Origin of the sequence: Rathayibacter sp. AY1A4 (genome assembly GCF_002930955.1) — a bacterium.
GTDB lineage: Bacteria > Actinomycetota > Actinomycetes > Actinomycetales > Microbacteriaceae > Rathayibacter.
Genome location: NZ_PSTN01000002.1, coordinates 14386 through 29377 on the forward strand (window position 1 = coordinate 14386; position 14992 = coordinate 29377).

The window sequence follows — 14992 nt, forward strand, 5'->3', positions numbered from 1 at the left end:
CGCCCGCTCCCTCTGTGGAGACTCCCCTCCACTCCCTGCGGACAGCGGTGGAGCCCGGACCGTCGAGGCCGCCGGGAAACTGCGGGATCCCTCGACGGGTCGGGGTTCCCTCGGCAGGAGGGCTCCGCACGCGCCTAAGCTGGAAGTCCCGAGTGGGAGCGCCGCACGGCGCGGAGGGAGCACGCATGGTCGAGGTCCGCAGGGTCAAACTGCCCGGTGTCGGCGTTCTGCACACGTTCCTGACGGCCGACGGCGGCAAGGTCGGCGTCATCGCCCACCGCTCCGGCCACAGCGACCTGATCACGTTCGCCGAGGGCGACCAGGACGGCGCCAAGGTGTCGCTCCGCCTGAGCGACGACGAGGCGCACACCCTCGCCGAGCTCCTCGGCGGCACGCAGATCACGGAGTCGCTGACCGCGCTCGATCAGATCCCGGGCCTCTCGATCGACTGGTTCACCGTCGACTACGACGACCACATCGCCGGACAGCAGCTCGGCAAGCCCGCCGACCGAGGGATCGTCGGGCTGACCGTCGTCGCCGTGGTCCGGGGCGACGCCGCCAATCCGGCGCCGGCCCCCGACTTCCGCGTCTTCCCCGGCGACACCCTCGTGGTCGCCGGCAGCCCCGAGAAGGTCGCCAAGGCGTTCGCGTTCTTCCGCACCGGCAGCTTCGCCAAGACGGTCGACGCCCCGCCCGGAGCCTGAGGATGCACCACGGCGAAGACCTCATCGTCCTCGGCGTCCTGTTCGTCGTCGCCTACGTCCTCGGCCGGCTGGGGAGGACGATCGGGCTCCCGGCCATCCCGATCTACATGGTCGTCGGGCTCCTCGCGAGCCCGAACTTCCACCTCTTCCCACTCGACTTCGAGTCGAGCTACATCGAGCTGACCGCGGTCTTCGGGCTGATCCTGCTGCTGTTCAATCTCGGCCTCGAGTTCGACCAGGACGAGTTCTTCGGGAACGCCGGCCGTCTGATCCTCTCCGGCGGCTCCTACATCGCGGTCAACATGGCCGTCGGCCTCGGCTTCGGCTTCGCGCTGGGCTGGGGGAGCCGCGAGGCGCTGATCATCGCCGGCATCACGGCGACGAGCTCGAGCGCGATCGTCACCAAGCTGCTGATCGAGCTCAAGCGCCTGGCGAACCCCGAGACGCCGATGATCCTGGGCGTCACGGTCGTCGAGGACATCTTCATCGCGGTCTACCTGGCGATCGTGTCCGTGGTGCTCTCGGGCGAGACGGAGCCGTGGCCGGTGGTGCTCAAGCTCGTCATCGCGTTCGCGTTCCTCGTGGTGATGTTCGCGATCGCCCGCTGGGGCGGGAAGGTCGTCTCCCGCTTCTTCCGCACCCGCGACGACGAGCTGTTCACGATCCTGTTCTTCGGTCTCGCCATCCTGTTCGGCGGGATCGGCGAGGTCCTCGGAGTGACGGACGCGATCGGCGCGTTCCTGATCGGACTGGTCATCGGAGCGACGCGGTTCCGGTCGAGGGTCGAGCACATCGCGATCCCGCTGCGCGACGTGTTCGGCGCCTTCTTCTTCGTCAACTTCGGTCTCGGGCTGGATCCTGGCGCGTTCCCGAGCGTCGTGGTCCCGGTGCTGATCGCCGCGGTGATGACCATCGTCCTCAACCTCGGCGCGGGGCAGTTCGTCGCGTGGCTCAACAAGCTCGGACCGCGCGCGGGCCTGAACGCGGCGTTCATCCTGCACAACCGCGGCGAGTTCGCGCTCATCCTGGCGACGCTCTCGCTCTCGGCGGGGCTCGACGAGCGGATCCAGCCCTTCGCCGGCCTCTACGTGCTGATCATGGCGATCGTCGGGCCGATCCTCGCCTCGCGCTCCGAGAGCATCGGCGCGTTCCTCTCGCGGCGGCGGCACCGCCCGGCGCCCGCAGCGGCCACGGGCATGGACGAGGAGGACTTCGCGCTCGTGGAGGCGGCGATGGCCGCGCCCGCCGTCTCCGCGGAGGAGGTCCCCGCTCCTCCGAGGCGCCCCGCGGAGCCGGACGAGCTCGACGACGAGTTCCCCGATCCGATGCGCCAGGCGCTCATCGACCAGGCGATGCAGCAGTCCGACGGCGCCGACGACGCCCGGCCCCGCCGCCCGAGGGAGCCCGACTACTGATCCCACGGAGCTCCCACACTCACGGGTTAGGCTCGATCCGGCCCGCGGGACACCGCACGGATCGAGGGCGGACGAGGGACGAATGACGCAGAGCACGGTCGGGCAGGTGGCCCGGCGCCCGCGCTGGATCGCCGCGCTGGCGCTCGCACTCCTGATCGCCGGGCTGTTCGCCGCGCTCGGGCAGTGGCAGGTCGGCCGCGCGGTCGAGGCCGCCGCGCCCGACTCCGGAGTGTCGGAGACGACGCTCCCGCTCGCCGAGGTCGCGACCCCCTCCCGCTCGATCACGGCGACCGCCGACGGACAGCGCGTGGAGGGCTCGTCCGTCTTCGTGCCGGGCGGTGCCGAGATCCTCGGCGGCCGCCTGAACGGCGAGCAGCCGGGCTGGTGGGTCATCGCCCGCACCCGCACCGCCGACGCCGACCTGGTGCTCGCCTACGGCTGGACGCAGGACGAGGCGCAGGCTCAGTCCGTCGCGGACGCGCTCAACAGCGGGAGCGAGCAGGCGCCCTCCTCCTTCACCGGCCGCCTCGTGGCCAACGAGGCCGCGGAGGCGCCGGCGGAGGGCCTGGACCCCGCCACCCTCACCGCGCTCTCCGTCCCCGCGCTGATCAACCGCTGGCCGGACCCGCCGCAGGACGTCTACCAGGGCTACGTCGTCGTCGACGAGCCGGTCGCCGGACTCGGGGCCATCGACTCCCCGGCGCGCGTGAGCGACGTCTCGCTGAACTGGCTCAACGTCTTCTACGCGATCGAGTGGGTCGTCTTCGCCGGCTTCGCCCTCTACCTCTGGTTCCGCCTCGTCAAGGACGCGTGGGAGCGCGAGGCCGAGGAGGCGCTCGACGCCGAGGAGCGCGCCCGCGCCGACCTGGGCGACCGGGCCGACGCCCCCGCCCCCGCACCGTAAACTGGTCGTCATGCCCCTCGAGCCCAAGCCCGCGCAGTTCCCTGCGATCCGGAGCGCGCTGCGCTTCTACCGGGTGACCTCGATCATCACCGGCGTGATGCTGCTCCTGCTCTGCGCGGAGATGCTCCTCAAGTACGTCTTCCACCTCGAGCTGTTCGCCTTCGGCCAGCAGGGCGTCCTGCACTTCGCCCCGATGTACGAGGTGCCCGGAGGCGAGTTCAGGTCGAGCGGCACCGGCGCGAACCTGTCCACCGGCATCCTGATCGCGCACGGCTGGTTCTACGTCGTCTACCTCTTCGCCGACTTCCGCCTGTGGAGCCTCATGCGCTGGCCGTTCACGCGCTTCGTGCTCATCGCGCTCGGCGGCGTGGTGCCCACCCTCTCCTTCTTCGTCGAGACCCGCATCGCCCGCGAGGTCGAGCAGTACCTCGAGCGCCGGACCGCCGGCACCGACCCGAAGACCCCGACCGACTCCGTGGAGGCCCCCCATTAGCGAGCAGCCCACCGCTCCCCAGCCGCACCTGGCCGCGCAGCCCGTCCTCGTCGTCGACTTCGGCGCGCAGTACGCGCAGCTGATCGCCCGCCGGGTCCGCGAGGCGAACGTCTACTCCGAGATCGTGCCCTCCAACGCCACGGCCGCCGAGATCGCCGCGAAGTCGCCCGTCGGCATCATCCTCTCGGGCGGCCCCTCCAGCGTGTACGAGGAGGGCGCCCCGCAGCTCGACCCCGCGATCTTCGACCTCGGGGTCCCGGTCCTGGGCATCTGCTACGGCTTCCAGGTGATGGCGAAGACGCTCGGCGGCGAGGTCGCCAACACGGGGCTGCGCGAGTACGGAGCGACGGACGCCGCCCTCTCGTCCGACGGTGGCGTGCTCCTCGGCGAGCAGCCCGCCGACCAGACGGTGTGGATGAGCCACGGCGACTCGGTCGCACAGGCGCCCGAGGGCTTCGAGGTCCTCGCCTCCACGAGCTCCACCCCGGTCGCCGCCTTCGGCAACGACGAGCGCCGCCTCTACGGCGTGCAGTGGCACCCCGAGGTCAAGCACTCCGCCTACGGCCAGGCCGTCATCGAGAACTTCCTCCACCGCGCCGCGGGCATCCCGGCCGACTGGAACTCCTCCAACGTGATCGACGACCAGGTCGCCGTGATCCGCGAGCAGGTCGGCACCGGACGCGTCATCTGCGGCCTGTCCGGCGGAGTCGACTCCGCCGTCGCCGCTGCGATCGTGCACCGCGCCATCGGCGACCAGCTCACCTGCGTCTTCGTCGACCACGGACTCCTCCGCAAGGACGAGCGCCGCCAGGTCGAGGAGGACTACGTCGCCGCGACCGGCGTCCGCCTGGTCACCGTCGACGCGCGCGAGCAGTTCCTCGACGCGCTCGCCGGCGTCAGCGACCCGGAGCAGAAGCGCAAGATCATCGGCCGCGAGTTCATCCGCACCTTCGAGGCCGCCGCCGAAGCGCTCGTGCTCGAAGCGCAGGGCGAGGGCGAGACGATCGACTTCCTCGTCCAGGGCACGCTCTACCCCGACGTCGTCGAATCCGGCGGCGGGACCGGCACCGCCAACATCAAGTCCCACCACAACGTCGGCGGACTCCCCGAGGACCTGCAGTTCGCCCTCGTCGAGCCGCTCCGCACCCTCTTCAAGGACGAGGTCCGCGCGATCGGCCGCGAGCTCGGCCTCCCCGAGGTCATCGTCGGCCGCCAGCCCTTCCCCGGACCCGGCCTCGGCATCCGCATCGTCGGCGAGGTCACCCAGGAGCGGCTCGACCTCCTCCAGGACGCCGACGCCATCGTCCGCGCCGAGCTCACCGCCGCCGGCCTCGACACCGAGATCTGGCAGTGCCCCGTCGTCCTCCTCGCCGACGTCCGCTCCGTCGGAGTCCAGGGCGACGGCCGCACCTACGGCCACCCCATCGTCCTGCGCCCCGTCTCCTCGGAAGACGCGATGACCGCCGACTGGACCCGCCTGCCCTACGACCTCCTCGCCAGAATCTCCAACCGCATCACCAACGAGGTGAGCGGCGTGAACCGGGTGGTGCTGGATGTGACGTCCAAGCCCCCCGGCACCATCGAGTGGGAGTGATTCCGCGGGTCTCCGCACGGTCATCTGCGGCGTTGTCGGCGGTTGCGATACCTCCGGTATCGCGCCCTTCTCCGCCTTGCAGCTGACCGCGCGGAGACCCGCGGAACGTCAGGAACGGCTCCCTTCGAAGGGGGCCGTTTCTTGTTGAGGGGAGCGGGTGGGGGAACGAGCCCCTGCGGGGCCGTTCCTGGGTGCAGGTAGTGGGGAACGAGCACCTGCGGGGCCGTTCCTGGTTGCAGGCAGTGGGGAACGAGCCCTTGCGGGGTCGTTCCCGGGTGCAGGTCGGGGAACGAGCTCAGGTGGCTGTTCAGGGAACGGGTGGCCGCGGTGAGGCCGGGGGATCGGTCAGGGGCGACCGGTTCCTCGCGAGGTGTACCGAGTGGCGGTCAGGGGTTCGAGGCCCTGCGGGGACGTTCCGGGGGTGCCGATCGAGAGGCGAGCTCCTGCCGGGTGGTCGGGGAACGCGGGTCGGCGCTGGTCCGGGGGCCGAGGTGCAGGCGGCAGGCGCGCGAGCGCGGGTCAGGCGGGGGTGTCGAGCACGCCGATGAAGCGGGTGCCGATGCCGTCGTACTCGTCGCGGCGGTGGCCCTCGGGGTGGTGCGGCCAGGAGGCGGGGGAGTGGTCCTCGCAGACGAGGAACGTGAACTCGGGCCACCACTTCTTCGGGCGGGCGGCCTCGGAGCGGCCGCAGACGGCGCAGTCGAGGGTCACCCACACGGGACGCCTGCCGGTGCGGTTCGCGCGCGACTGGACGAGCCAGGCGGGCGGATCCTGCTCGAGGGCGGCGAGCTCCTCCTCCGACAGACGGGTGGGGATGCCGTGCCGCGTCGCCATCTCGAGGGGGATGTCGAGGCGCTGAGCGGCCTCGCGACGCGTGATCATCCGGCCACCCTAACCCAGCGCCGCGCGCGGACCCCGAGGCCGCAGCGACGCGCGCGCGAGCAGCCACTCCAGCGGGCCCTGCCCCACGAGCCGCCTCCAGAGGAGAGCGGCGACGATCGAGCCGACCACGAAGACGCCGAGCAGCGTCCAGCTGCGCCACGCCTCGAAGTCGAACGGCTCGTACGGGACCAGGTACACCGCCAGCGCCACGAGCTGCAGCGAGTAGATCGTCAGCGGCATCGCACCGACGGCCGCGATCGGAGTCGCCGCCCGTGCCAGGAGCGGCAGCCGCTGCAGCAGAGCCGTCAGCGCGCCGAGGACCACGCAGGCGACCCCGCCCGCCCCGAGGAGCTCGGCGGTGGTGCTGGCGTGCGCCTCCACCGCCTCCGGACCCCCGAGCAGCAGCCCGCCGCCGTAGCCGAGCACGGCCGAGACGGCGCCGCCGACGACGACCCAGCGCTGGGTGGTCGCGGACCGGATGTCGCAGCGCGCGATCAGGAGGCCGAGCACCACGTACGCCAGCCACGACGGCACCGGGTAGTACTGGGTGAGCCAGATGAGGGGCTGCGCGGCCAGGAGCGCCTCGTCGGGCGACAGGGTCGAGAGCCAGGAGCCGCCGGCGCTCGTCAGCGCGTCGACCGCGAGGGGCCCGGCGATCGCCGCGACCGCGACCAGCAGGGCGAGGACCGCCCGCGGCAGGAAGAGCAGCAGCGCCGCGACGAGGAACATCACCCCGTAGTGCGGCAGGATCACCGCGATCGGCGTCCCGAGCAGGGTGAGGGCGACGCCGATGACGAGCAGGTACAGCCCGCGGAGCAGGATCGATCCAGTGTCCTGCCAGGGCCGCGAGGAGCGCTGTGCGCCGCCCGTCATCAGCCCGATCGACACTCCCGCCAGCACGGCGAAGAGGACGGAGCTGCGGCCGTTCCAGAGCATCTCGCTCTCGACGGGGGCGAGGTGGGCGGCGAACATGCCGAGGACGGCCAGGCCGCGTGCGACGTCGAGGCCGACGATCCGGGAGTCTGCGGCGCTCATCCCTCCATCGTGCCAGGCGCTCCCGGCAGTGCACCGGGAACGACGCTGGGGCCGGGAACGACGACGGGCGCCCGACCCGGAGGTCGAGCGCCCGTCGGACGTGGTGCGCCGTGCTACTCGCGGAAGATCGCGACGAGGCGCAGGATCTCCAGGTACATCCAGACGACGGTGACCAGGATGCCGTAGGCGCCGGTCCAGCCGTAGATGCGGGGGAGGCGGTTGCGCACGCCCTGCTGGATGAACTCGAAGTCCATCACGAGCGAGTACGTGGCGAGCGCGACGGCGATGAGGCCGATCACGATGCCGATGAAGCCGGTGCGGAGACCGAAGCCGCCGCCGACGCCGAAGAGGCCGAGGCCCAGGTTCACCAGCGAGAACACCGCGTAGCTGATCATGCCGATGAAGAAGATCTTGTTGAGCTTCGGCGAGGTGCGGATCTTGCCGTTCATGAACAGCGCCAGGGTGACGCCGATCACGATGACGGTCGCCATGAGGGCCTGGACGACCGCTCCGGCGTACGCGCTCTCGAAGAACTTCGAGATCGCGCCGACCGCGATGCCCTGGGTCGCGGCGTAGCCGAGGATCAGGGCGGGCGACGGCTGCTTCTTGAACGCGTTGACGATGCCCAGCACCAGCGCGACGAGCACGGCGGGGAGCATCAGGCCCGGGACGAACCAGCCGACGGCCGCACCCGCGAGGAGCACGACGAAGGCGAGGGCGGTCTTGGCGAGGGTGTCCTCGACGGTCATCCGGTCGGTCTCGACGGAGCCGGCGGCCGGACGGGAGTACATCTGGTCGAGCGTGCCGGGGGAGACGTCCGGGAAGTCCTGCACGCGGCCGGCGTAGCCGCGGTTGCTGAACTCCGGGCGTCCGAAGGCCGGATTGTTGCTTGCCATGGTTCCTCTTCTCTCAGGTGCGCTGGTCTCCGAGGGAACTCGCGGATCTGAGTCGCTGTGGGTGCGGGGTGCGCCGCGGATCCGAGAGGACTGCGACGATGGACACCACCTTATCTGAGAGCACCTCTCAGAGTCTGGCTGTTCTCTTCGAGCGGACCTCGACTCCGCTGCGAGCCGTGCAGTGCCGCCCGTAGGATCGCGGCATGCCCGCGCGTCAGTCACCGCTCGTCATCGGCCACCGCGGAGCGAGCGGCTACCGACCGGAGCACACCCGCTCCGCCTACGAGCTGGCGATCGCGCTGGGCGCCGATGCGCTCGAGCCCGATCTGGTGGCGACCCGCGACGGCGTGCTCGTCCTCCGCCACGAGAACGAGATCTCCGGCACGACGGACGTCGAGAAGCGCCCGGAGTTCGCTGCACGCCGCACCACCAAGCGGATCGACGGCCGCGAGATCACCGGCTGGTTCACCGAGGACTTCACCTGGGACGAGCTGTCGGAGCTGCGGGCCCGCGAGCGGCTGCCGGCGGTGCGCGGCTCCAGCGCCACGTTCGACGGGCAGTTCCCGCTGCTGCGCTTCAGCGAGCTGCTGGCGCTGCTGGACCGGGCGGCGGAGGACGATCCGCTCGCTCCGCCGGGGCTCGTCGCCGAGATCAAGCACGCGACGTACTTCGCCGGGATCGGGCTGCCGCTGGACGTGCTGCTGCGCGAGGAGCTCGCCGCCGCGGGCTGGGGTCCGCGCGACCCGCGGCTCACGATCGAGAGCTTCGAGAAGACCGTTCTGGAGCGGCTCGCGGTGAGCGGAGTCGGCACCCGCCGGATCTACCTGCTCGAGTCGCGAGGCGCCCCGCCCGACCTCGTGGCCGCCCACGGCGCCGCCGCGGCCCCCTACTCCGCCTTCACCACGCCGGCGGGACTGCGGAACCTCGCCGGAGTCGTCGACGGGATCAGCGTCGACAAGAGCATGCTCTTCTCGCGGGACGCGGCCGGCCGGGCGACGGGGACCGGTCCGCTCGTCGAGGACGCCCACGCGGCCGGGCTCGAGGTCTACTGCTGGACGCTGCGCGCCGAGAACCGATTCCTCGAGAAGGTGCACCGCCGCGGGAAGGACCCGGCGGAGTACGGCGGCTGGCAGGAGGAGTTCGCGATGATCCTCCGCTCGGGAGTGGACGGCGTCTTCGCCGACCAGCCCGATCTGGCGATCGAGGCGCGGGCGGCCGAGCAGGAGCGCCTGCTCCGCGGCTGACCGGTCCGCCGATCGGGTTCTCGTCCGGCGCGTGCCGAGCGGACGCGGAGGCTGCGCTGGCATCATCGGCTCACCACCGCCCGCCCGACCCTCGAGAGGAGGCCCCGTGTCCACCCGAGAGCGCATCACCCGCCGCTGGATCACCACCGCCGTCCTCGCCGTGATCGGCGTCGCCGTCGTCTACTGGCTCGCCGTGCTCACCCCTCAGGGCCAGGGCGTCGAGAACTCGGGGCTCCGGGGCGCCGACCTCGTCTTCGGCCGGGCCACCGGCGCCGCCGCGGGGGCGCTCGCGGACGTCACCCCGCTCTCCATGGTCGTCGGCGCCCTGCTCGTCGCGGCGATCGCACTGATCCGGAGGCGCCCGGCGCTGGCCGTCGCCTCCGTCGGCTCGATCGTCGTCACGGCCGGGCTCACCCAGCTGCTCAAGAACGTGGTCCTCGAGCGGCCCGAGCTGGTCGACACCGACTCCTGGTACACCGGCGGCAGCTTCCCGAGCGGGCACACCGCGGCGGCCGTCTCGGTGGTCTTCGCCCTGGCGATGGTCGTCCCCGGGCGCGCGCGGACCGTCGTGCTCGCGCTGGGCGGCGCGGTCGTGGTGCTGGTCGGCAACCTGACGATGGCCGCCTCCTGGCACCGGGCGAGCGACGTCCTCGGGGCCGACCTCGTCGCGCTCGCCTCCGCCTCCGCCGCCTGCGCGTGGCTGACCACCAGGGCCCAGGTGGGCCGAGCGCCGAAGAGGCCCGCGCGGCGCGGGGTGAACCGGCTGCTCCTGGTGTGCTCGGTGATCGTGGTGGTGCTGCTCGCGGCTCTCGCCGTCCAGGGCATCCAGTACTACCCCGACGACACGAAGGACCTCACCGCCTTCGCGCTCCTGCAGCTCCTGGCGGTGTCGACGTCGGCGCTCGCCGTGCTCGGCTTCTCCCTCGCGTGGCGCGGACTGGACGTCGGCGGGGCGCTCACCTCGCCCGCGCCGCGTCAGCGGACCGCCTGACCGCTCCCGGTGTCGGAGGGGCGATCTACACTCGGAGGGACATGAGCTTCCTCTTCGATCCGAGCGACTCCCGCGCCACCCCGGTCATCGTCGGTCCCCCCGGCGGCCCCGGGGACGCGCCCCGCACCGACCCGGCGCACGAGCAGCTCGTCGCGGGGCTGAACCCCCAGCAGCGCGAGGCGGTCGAGTACCGCGGAGACGCGCTGCTCATCGTCGCGGGTGCGGGCTCGGGCAAGACCAGCGTCCTCACCCGGCGCATCGCGAGCCTCCTGGGCAACGGCGAGGCCTGGCCGAGCCAGATCCTCGCGATCACGTTCACCAACAAGGCCGCGGCCGAGATGCGCGAGCGCGTCGAGAAGCTGGTGGGGCAGAGCGCCGAGGGGATGTGGATCTCGACGTTCCACTCCGCGTGCGTGCGGATCCTGCGCCGCGAGGCCGAGAACTTCGGCATGACCAAGTCGTTCACGATCTACGACTCGGGCGATCAGCGCGCCCTGCTCAAGCGCATCGTGAAGGACCTCGAGGCCGACTCGCTCGGAATCACCGTCGCGAGCGCCTCCGCGAAGATCTCCAAGCTCAAGAACGAGCTCGCCGACGTCGACTCCTACGCCCGCACCGCGAACCTCAGCGACCCGAACGAGGAGATGTTCCTCCAGGTCTTCCGGGCCTACTCGCGGGCGCTCGAGGGGGCGAACGCGTTCGACTTCGACGACCTGATCGCGCAGACCGTCTACCTCTTCCGCGCTTTCCCGCACGTCGCCGCGAAGTACCAGCGGCGCTTCCGCCACGTGCTGGTCGACGAGTACCAGGACACGAACCACGCCCAGTACTCGCTGATCCACGAGCTGACCCGGCCCGTGCCGCCGGCGACGATGGCGGCGGCGCAGTTCGACCGCCCCTACCGCGGACCGGTCACGGCCGACGGCTCCATCCCGGGGGCCTCGCTCACCGTCGTCGGCGACTCGGACCAGTCCATCTACGCGTTCCGCGGCGCCGACATCCGCAACATCGTCGAGTTCGAGCGCGACTTCCCGGGCTGCCGCGTGATCCTGCTCGAGCAGAACTACCGCTCGACGCAGAACATCCTCTCGGCGGCCAACGCCGTCATCTCGAACAACTTCGACCGTCGCGCGAAGAACCTCTGGTCCTCCAGCGGCGACGGGGAGAAGATCGTCGGCTACACCGGTTACTCGGGTCACGACGAGGCGCAGTTCGTGGTCGACGAGATCGCCCGCCTGCACGCGGCGGGCACGGGCTACGACGAGATCGCGGTCTTCTACCGCACCAACGCGCAGACCCGCGCGCTGGAGGAGATCTTCATCCGCTCCGCGCTGCCCTACCGGATCCTGGGCGGCACGAAGTTCTACGAGCGCGCCGAGATCAAGGACGCCCTGGCGTACCTGATCACGGTGGCGAACCCGGCCGACGTGCTGGCGCTGCGGCGCATCATGAACACTCCGAAGCGGGGCATCGGCCCCGCGACGGAGGCGCAGCTGCAGTCGTTCGCCGACACCAACGCGGTGACCCTGCGGGAGGCGATGCGCAACGCCGGCTCGCTCGGGATGGGCCCGAAGGTGACGAAGGCGATCGTCGACCTCGCGACCCTCCTCGACGAGTGCGCGCTGATGCTCGACCCCGCACGGGAGGGCGGCGAGGCGAAGGTGCACGAGGTCCTGACGGCGCTCCTCACCCGCAGCGGCTACCTCGACATGCTCCGCGCCAGCCGCGACCCGCAGGACGAGGCCCGCGCCGAGAACGTCGACGAGCTCATCGCCGTCACCAAGGAGTTCGCGCGCAACAACCCGGACGGCGGGCTCGTGGACTTCCTCACCGAGGTCTCGCTGGTCGCCGCGGCCGACGACCTCGACGACGACTCCGGCACCGTCTCGCTGATGACGCTGCACACGGCGAAGGGCCTCGAGTACGACGCCGTGTTCCTCACCGGCATCGAGGAGGACCTGCTCCCGCACCGCATCTCGGCGAACGAGCCCGGCGGCCCGGCCGAGGAGCGGCGGCTGTTCTACGTGGGGATCACCCGGGCCCGCAAGCGCCTCTACCTCTCGCTCGCGATGACCCGCGCGCAGTACGGCGAGACGTCGGTCGCGATGCCGAGCCGGTTCCTGCAGGAGATCCCGGGAGAGCTGATCCAGTGGCGCCAGTCGCCCGGCGCGGCGACCTCGCGCGGCGGCACGCAGCCCCGGGCCCTGAACGCTCAGCGGCCCGGCTTCGGCAAGTCGCGATCGAACACCGAGTTCCGGGAGGCGCTCGCCGCGGCGCCGAAGGCCAAGGGCGAGTTCCCGAACCGGATCACCGGCATGGTGCGCGACAACGGCGACCTCGAGCTGATCGCGGGCGACCGCATCCGGCACACCGACTTCGGCGAGGGGCGTGTGAACGCGGTGACGGGCGAGGGCTCGAAGCGCGTGGCGCACGTGCTCTTCGACCAGGTGGGCGCGAAGAAGCTGCTGATCAAGGTCGCGCCGATCGAGAAGATCTAGTCCGGTGGCGGCCGGATCGGCGGCCGCGCGGCTCGCGACGGAGGTGTTCTCCCCGGCGGTCCTCGCGGTGCTCGTGCCGGTCGTGGTCGGCGCGCGCGTCGCGGATCCGCCCCTGCTCGGCGTCGCCTGGGGAGCGCTCGCGGCGCTCTTCGTCGGCGTGGTGCCCTACCTCGTCATCCGCCTGCTGATGCGCACCGGCCGGATCCACGGCGACCATCACGTGCCCGACCGGCGCGAGCGGGCGCTGCCGATCGCGCTGGCGCTGGTGTCGATCGCGGCCGGACTGGTGCTTCTCGCCGCGCTCGGCGCTCCTGCCGCGGTGACCACGTTCGGCGTGGTGACCGTGGCCGTGGTGCTCGCCGTCGGCGTGGTCAACCTGGTCTGGAAGCTGTCCGGGCACGCGGCGGTGGTCGCCACCTGCGCCGTCGTCGTGCTGATCGCCTACGGACCGCTCTCCCTGCTGATCAGCGTGCCCATCGTCCTCTGGGTGCTCTGGTCGCGGGTGCGCCTCGGCGCGCACACCCCCGCCCAGGTCCTCGCGGGCGCCGCGGTCGGCACCGTCCTCACCGGGACCGTCTGGTCCCTGCTCGGCTGACGTCCGTCCCTTCCCGTGTGCCCTCTGGTCGCCGTCCGCGAGATGCCGCTCCGGTGCGCGGCACGCCGTGGCGGGCTCACCCGAGTGGCATCTCGCGGAAGTGGTCAGCCGGCGTAGCGCGCGACGAGCTCCCGCTTGAGGATCTTGCCGCTGGGCCCGAGCGGGAGGGCGTCGACGAACTCGACGCGGCGGGGGAACTTGAAGGCGGCGAGGTGCTCGTTCGCGTAGGCGATCAGCTCCTCCGCGGTGGCGGTCGCCGACGGGGCGAGGATCACCGCGGCCATCACCTCCTGGCCGTGGCGCTCGTCCGGGATCCCGAAGACCGCCGCGTTCTGCACGGCCGGGTGCCCGATCAGCACCTCCTCGACCTCGCGCGGGTACACGTTGTAGCCGTTGCGGATGATCATGTCCTTCGTGCGGTCGAGGATGCGGATGTAGTCCTCCTCGTCCTTCGTGCCCAGGTCGCCGGTGCGGAACCAGCCGTCGATCACCGCCTCCGCGGTCGCCGCCGGGTTGCCGAGGTACCCCTTCATCAGGTTGTGCCCGCGCACCACGATCTCGCCGAGCTCGCCCCGGGGGAGCAGCTCGACGCGGTCGGTCACGTCGGGGCGGGCGACCTCGACCTCGACGCCCCAGATCGGCGTGCCGACCGTGCCCGGCCGCGGCGGGACTCCGACGTGGTTGAAGGTGGCGACCGGGGAGGTCTCGGTGAGCCCGTAGCCCTCGTAGATCTCGACGCCGAACACCTCGCGGAAGCGCTCGATCACGGCGACGGGCAGGGCGGCGCCTCCCGAGACCGCGTAGCGCAGCGGCGGCCGGTCCTCGCGCCGGGTCGCGGCGTCGAGCAGGGCGACGTACATCGTGGGCACGCCCTCGAAGACCGTGCAGCCGTGGGCGATCATCGCCTCGAGCGCGGCGTCGCCGTCGAACTTCGGCACCAGGACGACCGTCGCGGCGGTGCGGAAGGCCGTGTTCATCGCGCAGACCTGCCCGAAGGTGTGGAAGAGCGGCAGCGCCCCGAGCACCACGTCGCCGCGGTGCAGGTCGAACGTGTTCATCAGCAGCACGTCCGACTGCGAGACGATCGCGAAGTGCGTCCCCTCCGCCCCCTTCGGGCGGCCGGTGGTGCCGCTGGTGTAGAGGATCGTCGCCGTGTCGGAGGGGGAGCGGGGCACGTAGCCGTCGATCGCGGTCGCCTCCGCGGCGAGGTCCTCCAGGCGCGGTAGGGGCGAGGCGGTGCCGTCGGGCACCATCACGCTCAGCACGGGAACGTCGGCGAGGTCCGCTCCGGCGGCCCCCTCGGCGAGCAGCGGAGCGGCGCACACGAGCGCGACGGCTCCGGAGTCGCGCAGGACGTAGGCGATCTCGTCGTGCTTGAGCAGGGCGTGCACGGGGACCACCACGGCGCCGAGCGCGAGGACGGCGAAGTAGCCGCGGGGGAAGTCGGGGACGTTCGGGACGAGCAGGGCCACGCGGTCGCCCGGTCCGATCCCCTGGGCGCGCAGGGCTCCGGCGTAGGCACGGGTCTGCCGCCAGAGGGTCGCGTAGTCGACGGCCTGCTCGCCGACGCGGATGGCGATCGTGTCAGGGGTGCGCCGCGCCGCCTCCGCCAGGATGGCCGCGACGGAGAGGGTGCCGAAGCCGGCGGCGGGCGGGGGAGCGGCGGGGGCCTCGGCCGTGCGGGGTTCGGTGATGCTCATCAAGGCTCCAGTCGTCGTTGACCGCCGCGGCGGATGCCGGG

13 protein-coding genes are annotated in these 14992 nt (G+C 71.7%); 9 read left to right on the forward strand and 4 right to left on the reverse strand.

Translation table 11 applies throughout. The features are described 5' to 3' along the window. Positions 1-185: 185 nt before the first annotated feature. The 5 genes from C5B92_RS01625 (at position 186) to guaA (ending at position 5110) form a co-directional block, all read left to right on the forward strand. On the forward strand, positions 186-704 hold the full coding sequence (locus tag C5B92_RS01625) for a cation:proton antiporter regulatory subunit (RefSeq protein ID WP_068256939.1): 519 nt from the start codon (positions 186-188) through the stop codon (positions 702-704). Positions 705-706: 2 nt separating this feature from the next. Then, positions 707-2119 (forward strand): cation:proton antiporter, encoded by a 1413-nt coding sequence (locus tag C5B92_RS01630; RefSeq protein WP_104256108.1) that lies wholly within the window; start codon positions 707-709, stop codon positions 2117-2119. Positions 2120-2201: 82 nt separating this feature from the next. Beyond that, positions 2202-3023: an SURF1 family cytochrome oxidase biogenesis protein gene (locus C5B92_RS01635; protein ID WP_104256109.1), complete on the forward strand. Its 822-nt coding sequence runs from the start codon at positions 2202-2204 to the stop codon at positions 3021-3023. Between the two features lie 10 nt (positions 3024-3033). Next, complete coding sequence (locus C5B92_RS01640; RefSeq protein ID WP_104256110.1) at positions 3034-3516, forward strand: DUF3817 domain-containing protein; 483 nt, start codon at positions 3034-3036, stop codon at positions 3514-3516. A 28-nt stretch (positions 3517-3544) separates the two neighbouring features. Beyond that, positions 3545-5110 carry a glutamine-hydrolyzing GMP synthase gene (guaA, locus tag C5B92_RS01645; protein ID WP_104256111.1) on the forward strand — a complete coding sequence of 522 codons (1566 nt, stop codon included), beginning with the start codon at positions 3545-3547 and terminating at the stop codon, positions 5108-5110. A 519-nt stretch (positions 5111-5629) separates the two neighbouring features. Here guaA and C5B92_RS01650 read toward each other — a convergent pair. From C5B92_RS01650 to C5B92_RS01660, 3 genes are all read right to left on the reverse strand, one after another. Continuing rightward, positions 5630-5992 carry a DUF5997 family protein gene (locus C5B92_RS01650; RefSeq protein ID WP_104224739.1) on the reverse strand — a complete coding sequence of 121 codons (363 nt, stop codon included), beginning with the start codon at positions 5990-5992 and terminating at the stop codon, positions 5630-5632. A gap of 9 nt (positions 5993-6001) precedes the next feature. Further along, positions 6002-7027 (reverse strand): DUF418 domain-containing protein, encoded by a 1026-nt coding sequence (locus tag C5B92_RS01655; protein ID WP_104256112.1) that lies wholly within the window; start codon positions 7025-7027, stop codon positions 6002-6004. Positions 7028-7140: 113 nt separating this feature from the next. After that, positions 7141-7923: a Bax inhibitor-1/YccA family protein gene (locus tag C5B92_RS01660; RefSeq protein WP_104350023.1), complete on the reverse strand. Its 783-nt coding sequence runs from the start codon at positions 7921-7923 to the stop codon at positions 7141-7143. Between the two features lie 203 nt (positions 7924-8126). Between C5B92_RS01660 and C5B92_RS01665 the strand changes: the two genes are divergently transcribed. From C5B92_RS01665 to C5B92_RS01680, 4 genes are all read left to right on the forward strand, one after another. Then, positions 8127-9167: a glycerophosphodiester phosphodiesterase family protein gene (locus tag C5B92_RS01665; protein WP_104256113.1), complete on the forward strand. Its 1041-nt coding sequence runs from the start codon at positions 8127-8129 to the stop codon at positions 9165-9167. A gap of 106 nt (positions 9168-9273) precedes the next feature. Continuing rightward, complete coding sequence (locus C5B92_RS01670) at positions 9274-10158, forward strand: phosphatase PAP2 family protein (RefSeq protein WP_104224743.1); 885 nt, start codon at positions 9274-9276, stop codon at positions 10156-10158. A gap of 41 nt (positions 10159-10199) precedes the next feature. Beyond that, the gene (locus C5B92_RS01675; protein ID WP_104261607.1) at positions 10200-12656 is read left to right on the forward strand and encodes an ATP-dependent helicase; all 2457 of its coding nucleotides are present in this window, start codon (positions 10200-10202) and stop codon (positions 12654-12656) included. Between the two features lie 4 nt (positions 12657-12660). Next, positions 12661-13251 (forward strand): phosphatase PAP2 family protein, encoded by a 591-nt coding sequence (locus C5B92_RS01680; RefSeq protein WP_104350024.1) that lies wholly within the window; start codon positions 12661-12663, stop codon positions 13249-13251. A gap of 104 nt (positions 13252-13355) precedes the next feature. Here C5B92_RS01680 and C5B92_RS01685 read toward each other — a convergent pair whose 3' ends face one another. Continuing rightward, a complete protein-coding gene (locus C5B92_RS01685) occupies positions 13356-14951 on the reverse strand; it encodes a long-chain fatty acid--CoA ligase (RefSeq protein WP_104350025.1) in 1596 nt (531 codons plus the stop codon). Between the last annotated feature and the right edge of the window lie 41 nt (positions 14952-14992).

Bases quoted from the DNA above. Each gene is read 5' to 3' on its own strand.
- C5B92_RS01625 (WP_068256939.1), top strand. From the start codon at position 186: ATGGTCGAGGTCCGCAGGGTCAAACTGCCCGGTGTCGGCGTTCTGCAC.
- C5B92_RS01630 (WP_104256108.1), top strand. From the start codon at position 707: ATGCACCACGGCGAAGACCTCATCGTCCTCGGCGTCCTGTTCGTCGTC.
- C5B92_RS01635 (WP_104256109.1), top strand. From the start codon at position 2,202: ATGACGCAGAGCACGGTCGGGCAGGTGGCCCGGCGCCCGCGCTGGATC.
- C5B92_RS01640 (WP_104256110.1), top strand. From the start codon at position 3,034: ATGCCCCTCGAGCCCAAGCCCGCGCAGTTCCCTGCGATCCGGAGCGCG.
- C5B92_RS01650 (WP_104224739.1), bottom strand. From the start codon at position 5,992: ATGATCACGCGTCGCGAGGCCGCTCAGCGCCTCGACATCCCCCTCGAG.
- C5B92_RS01655 (WP_104256112.1), bottom strand. From the start codon at position 7,027: ATGAGCGCCGCAGACTCCCGGATCGTCGGCCTCGACGTCGCACGCGGC.
- C5B92_RS01660 (WP_104350023.1), bottom strand. From the start codon at position 7,923: ATGGCAAGCAACAATCCGGCCTTCGGACGCCCGGAGTTCAGCAACCGC.
- C5B92_RS01665 (WP_104256113.1), top strand. From the start codon at position 8,127: ATGCCCGCGCGTCAGTCACCGCTCGTCATCGGCCACCGCGGAGCGAGC.
- C5B92_RS01675 (WP_104261607.1), top strand. From the start codon at position 10,200: ATGAGCTTCCTCTTCGATCCGAGCGACTCCCGCGCCACCCCGGTCATC.
- C5B92_RS01685 (WP_104350025.1), bottom strand. From the start codon at position 14,951: ATGAGCATCACCGAACCCCGCACGGCCGAGGCCCCCGCCGCTCCCCCG.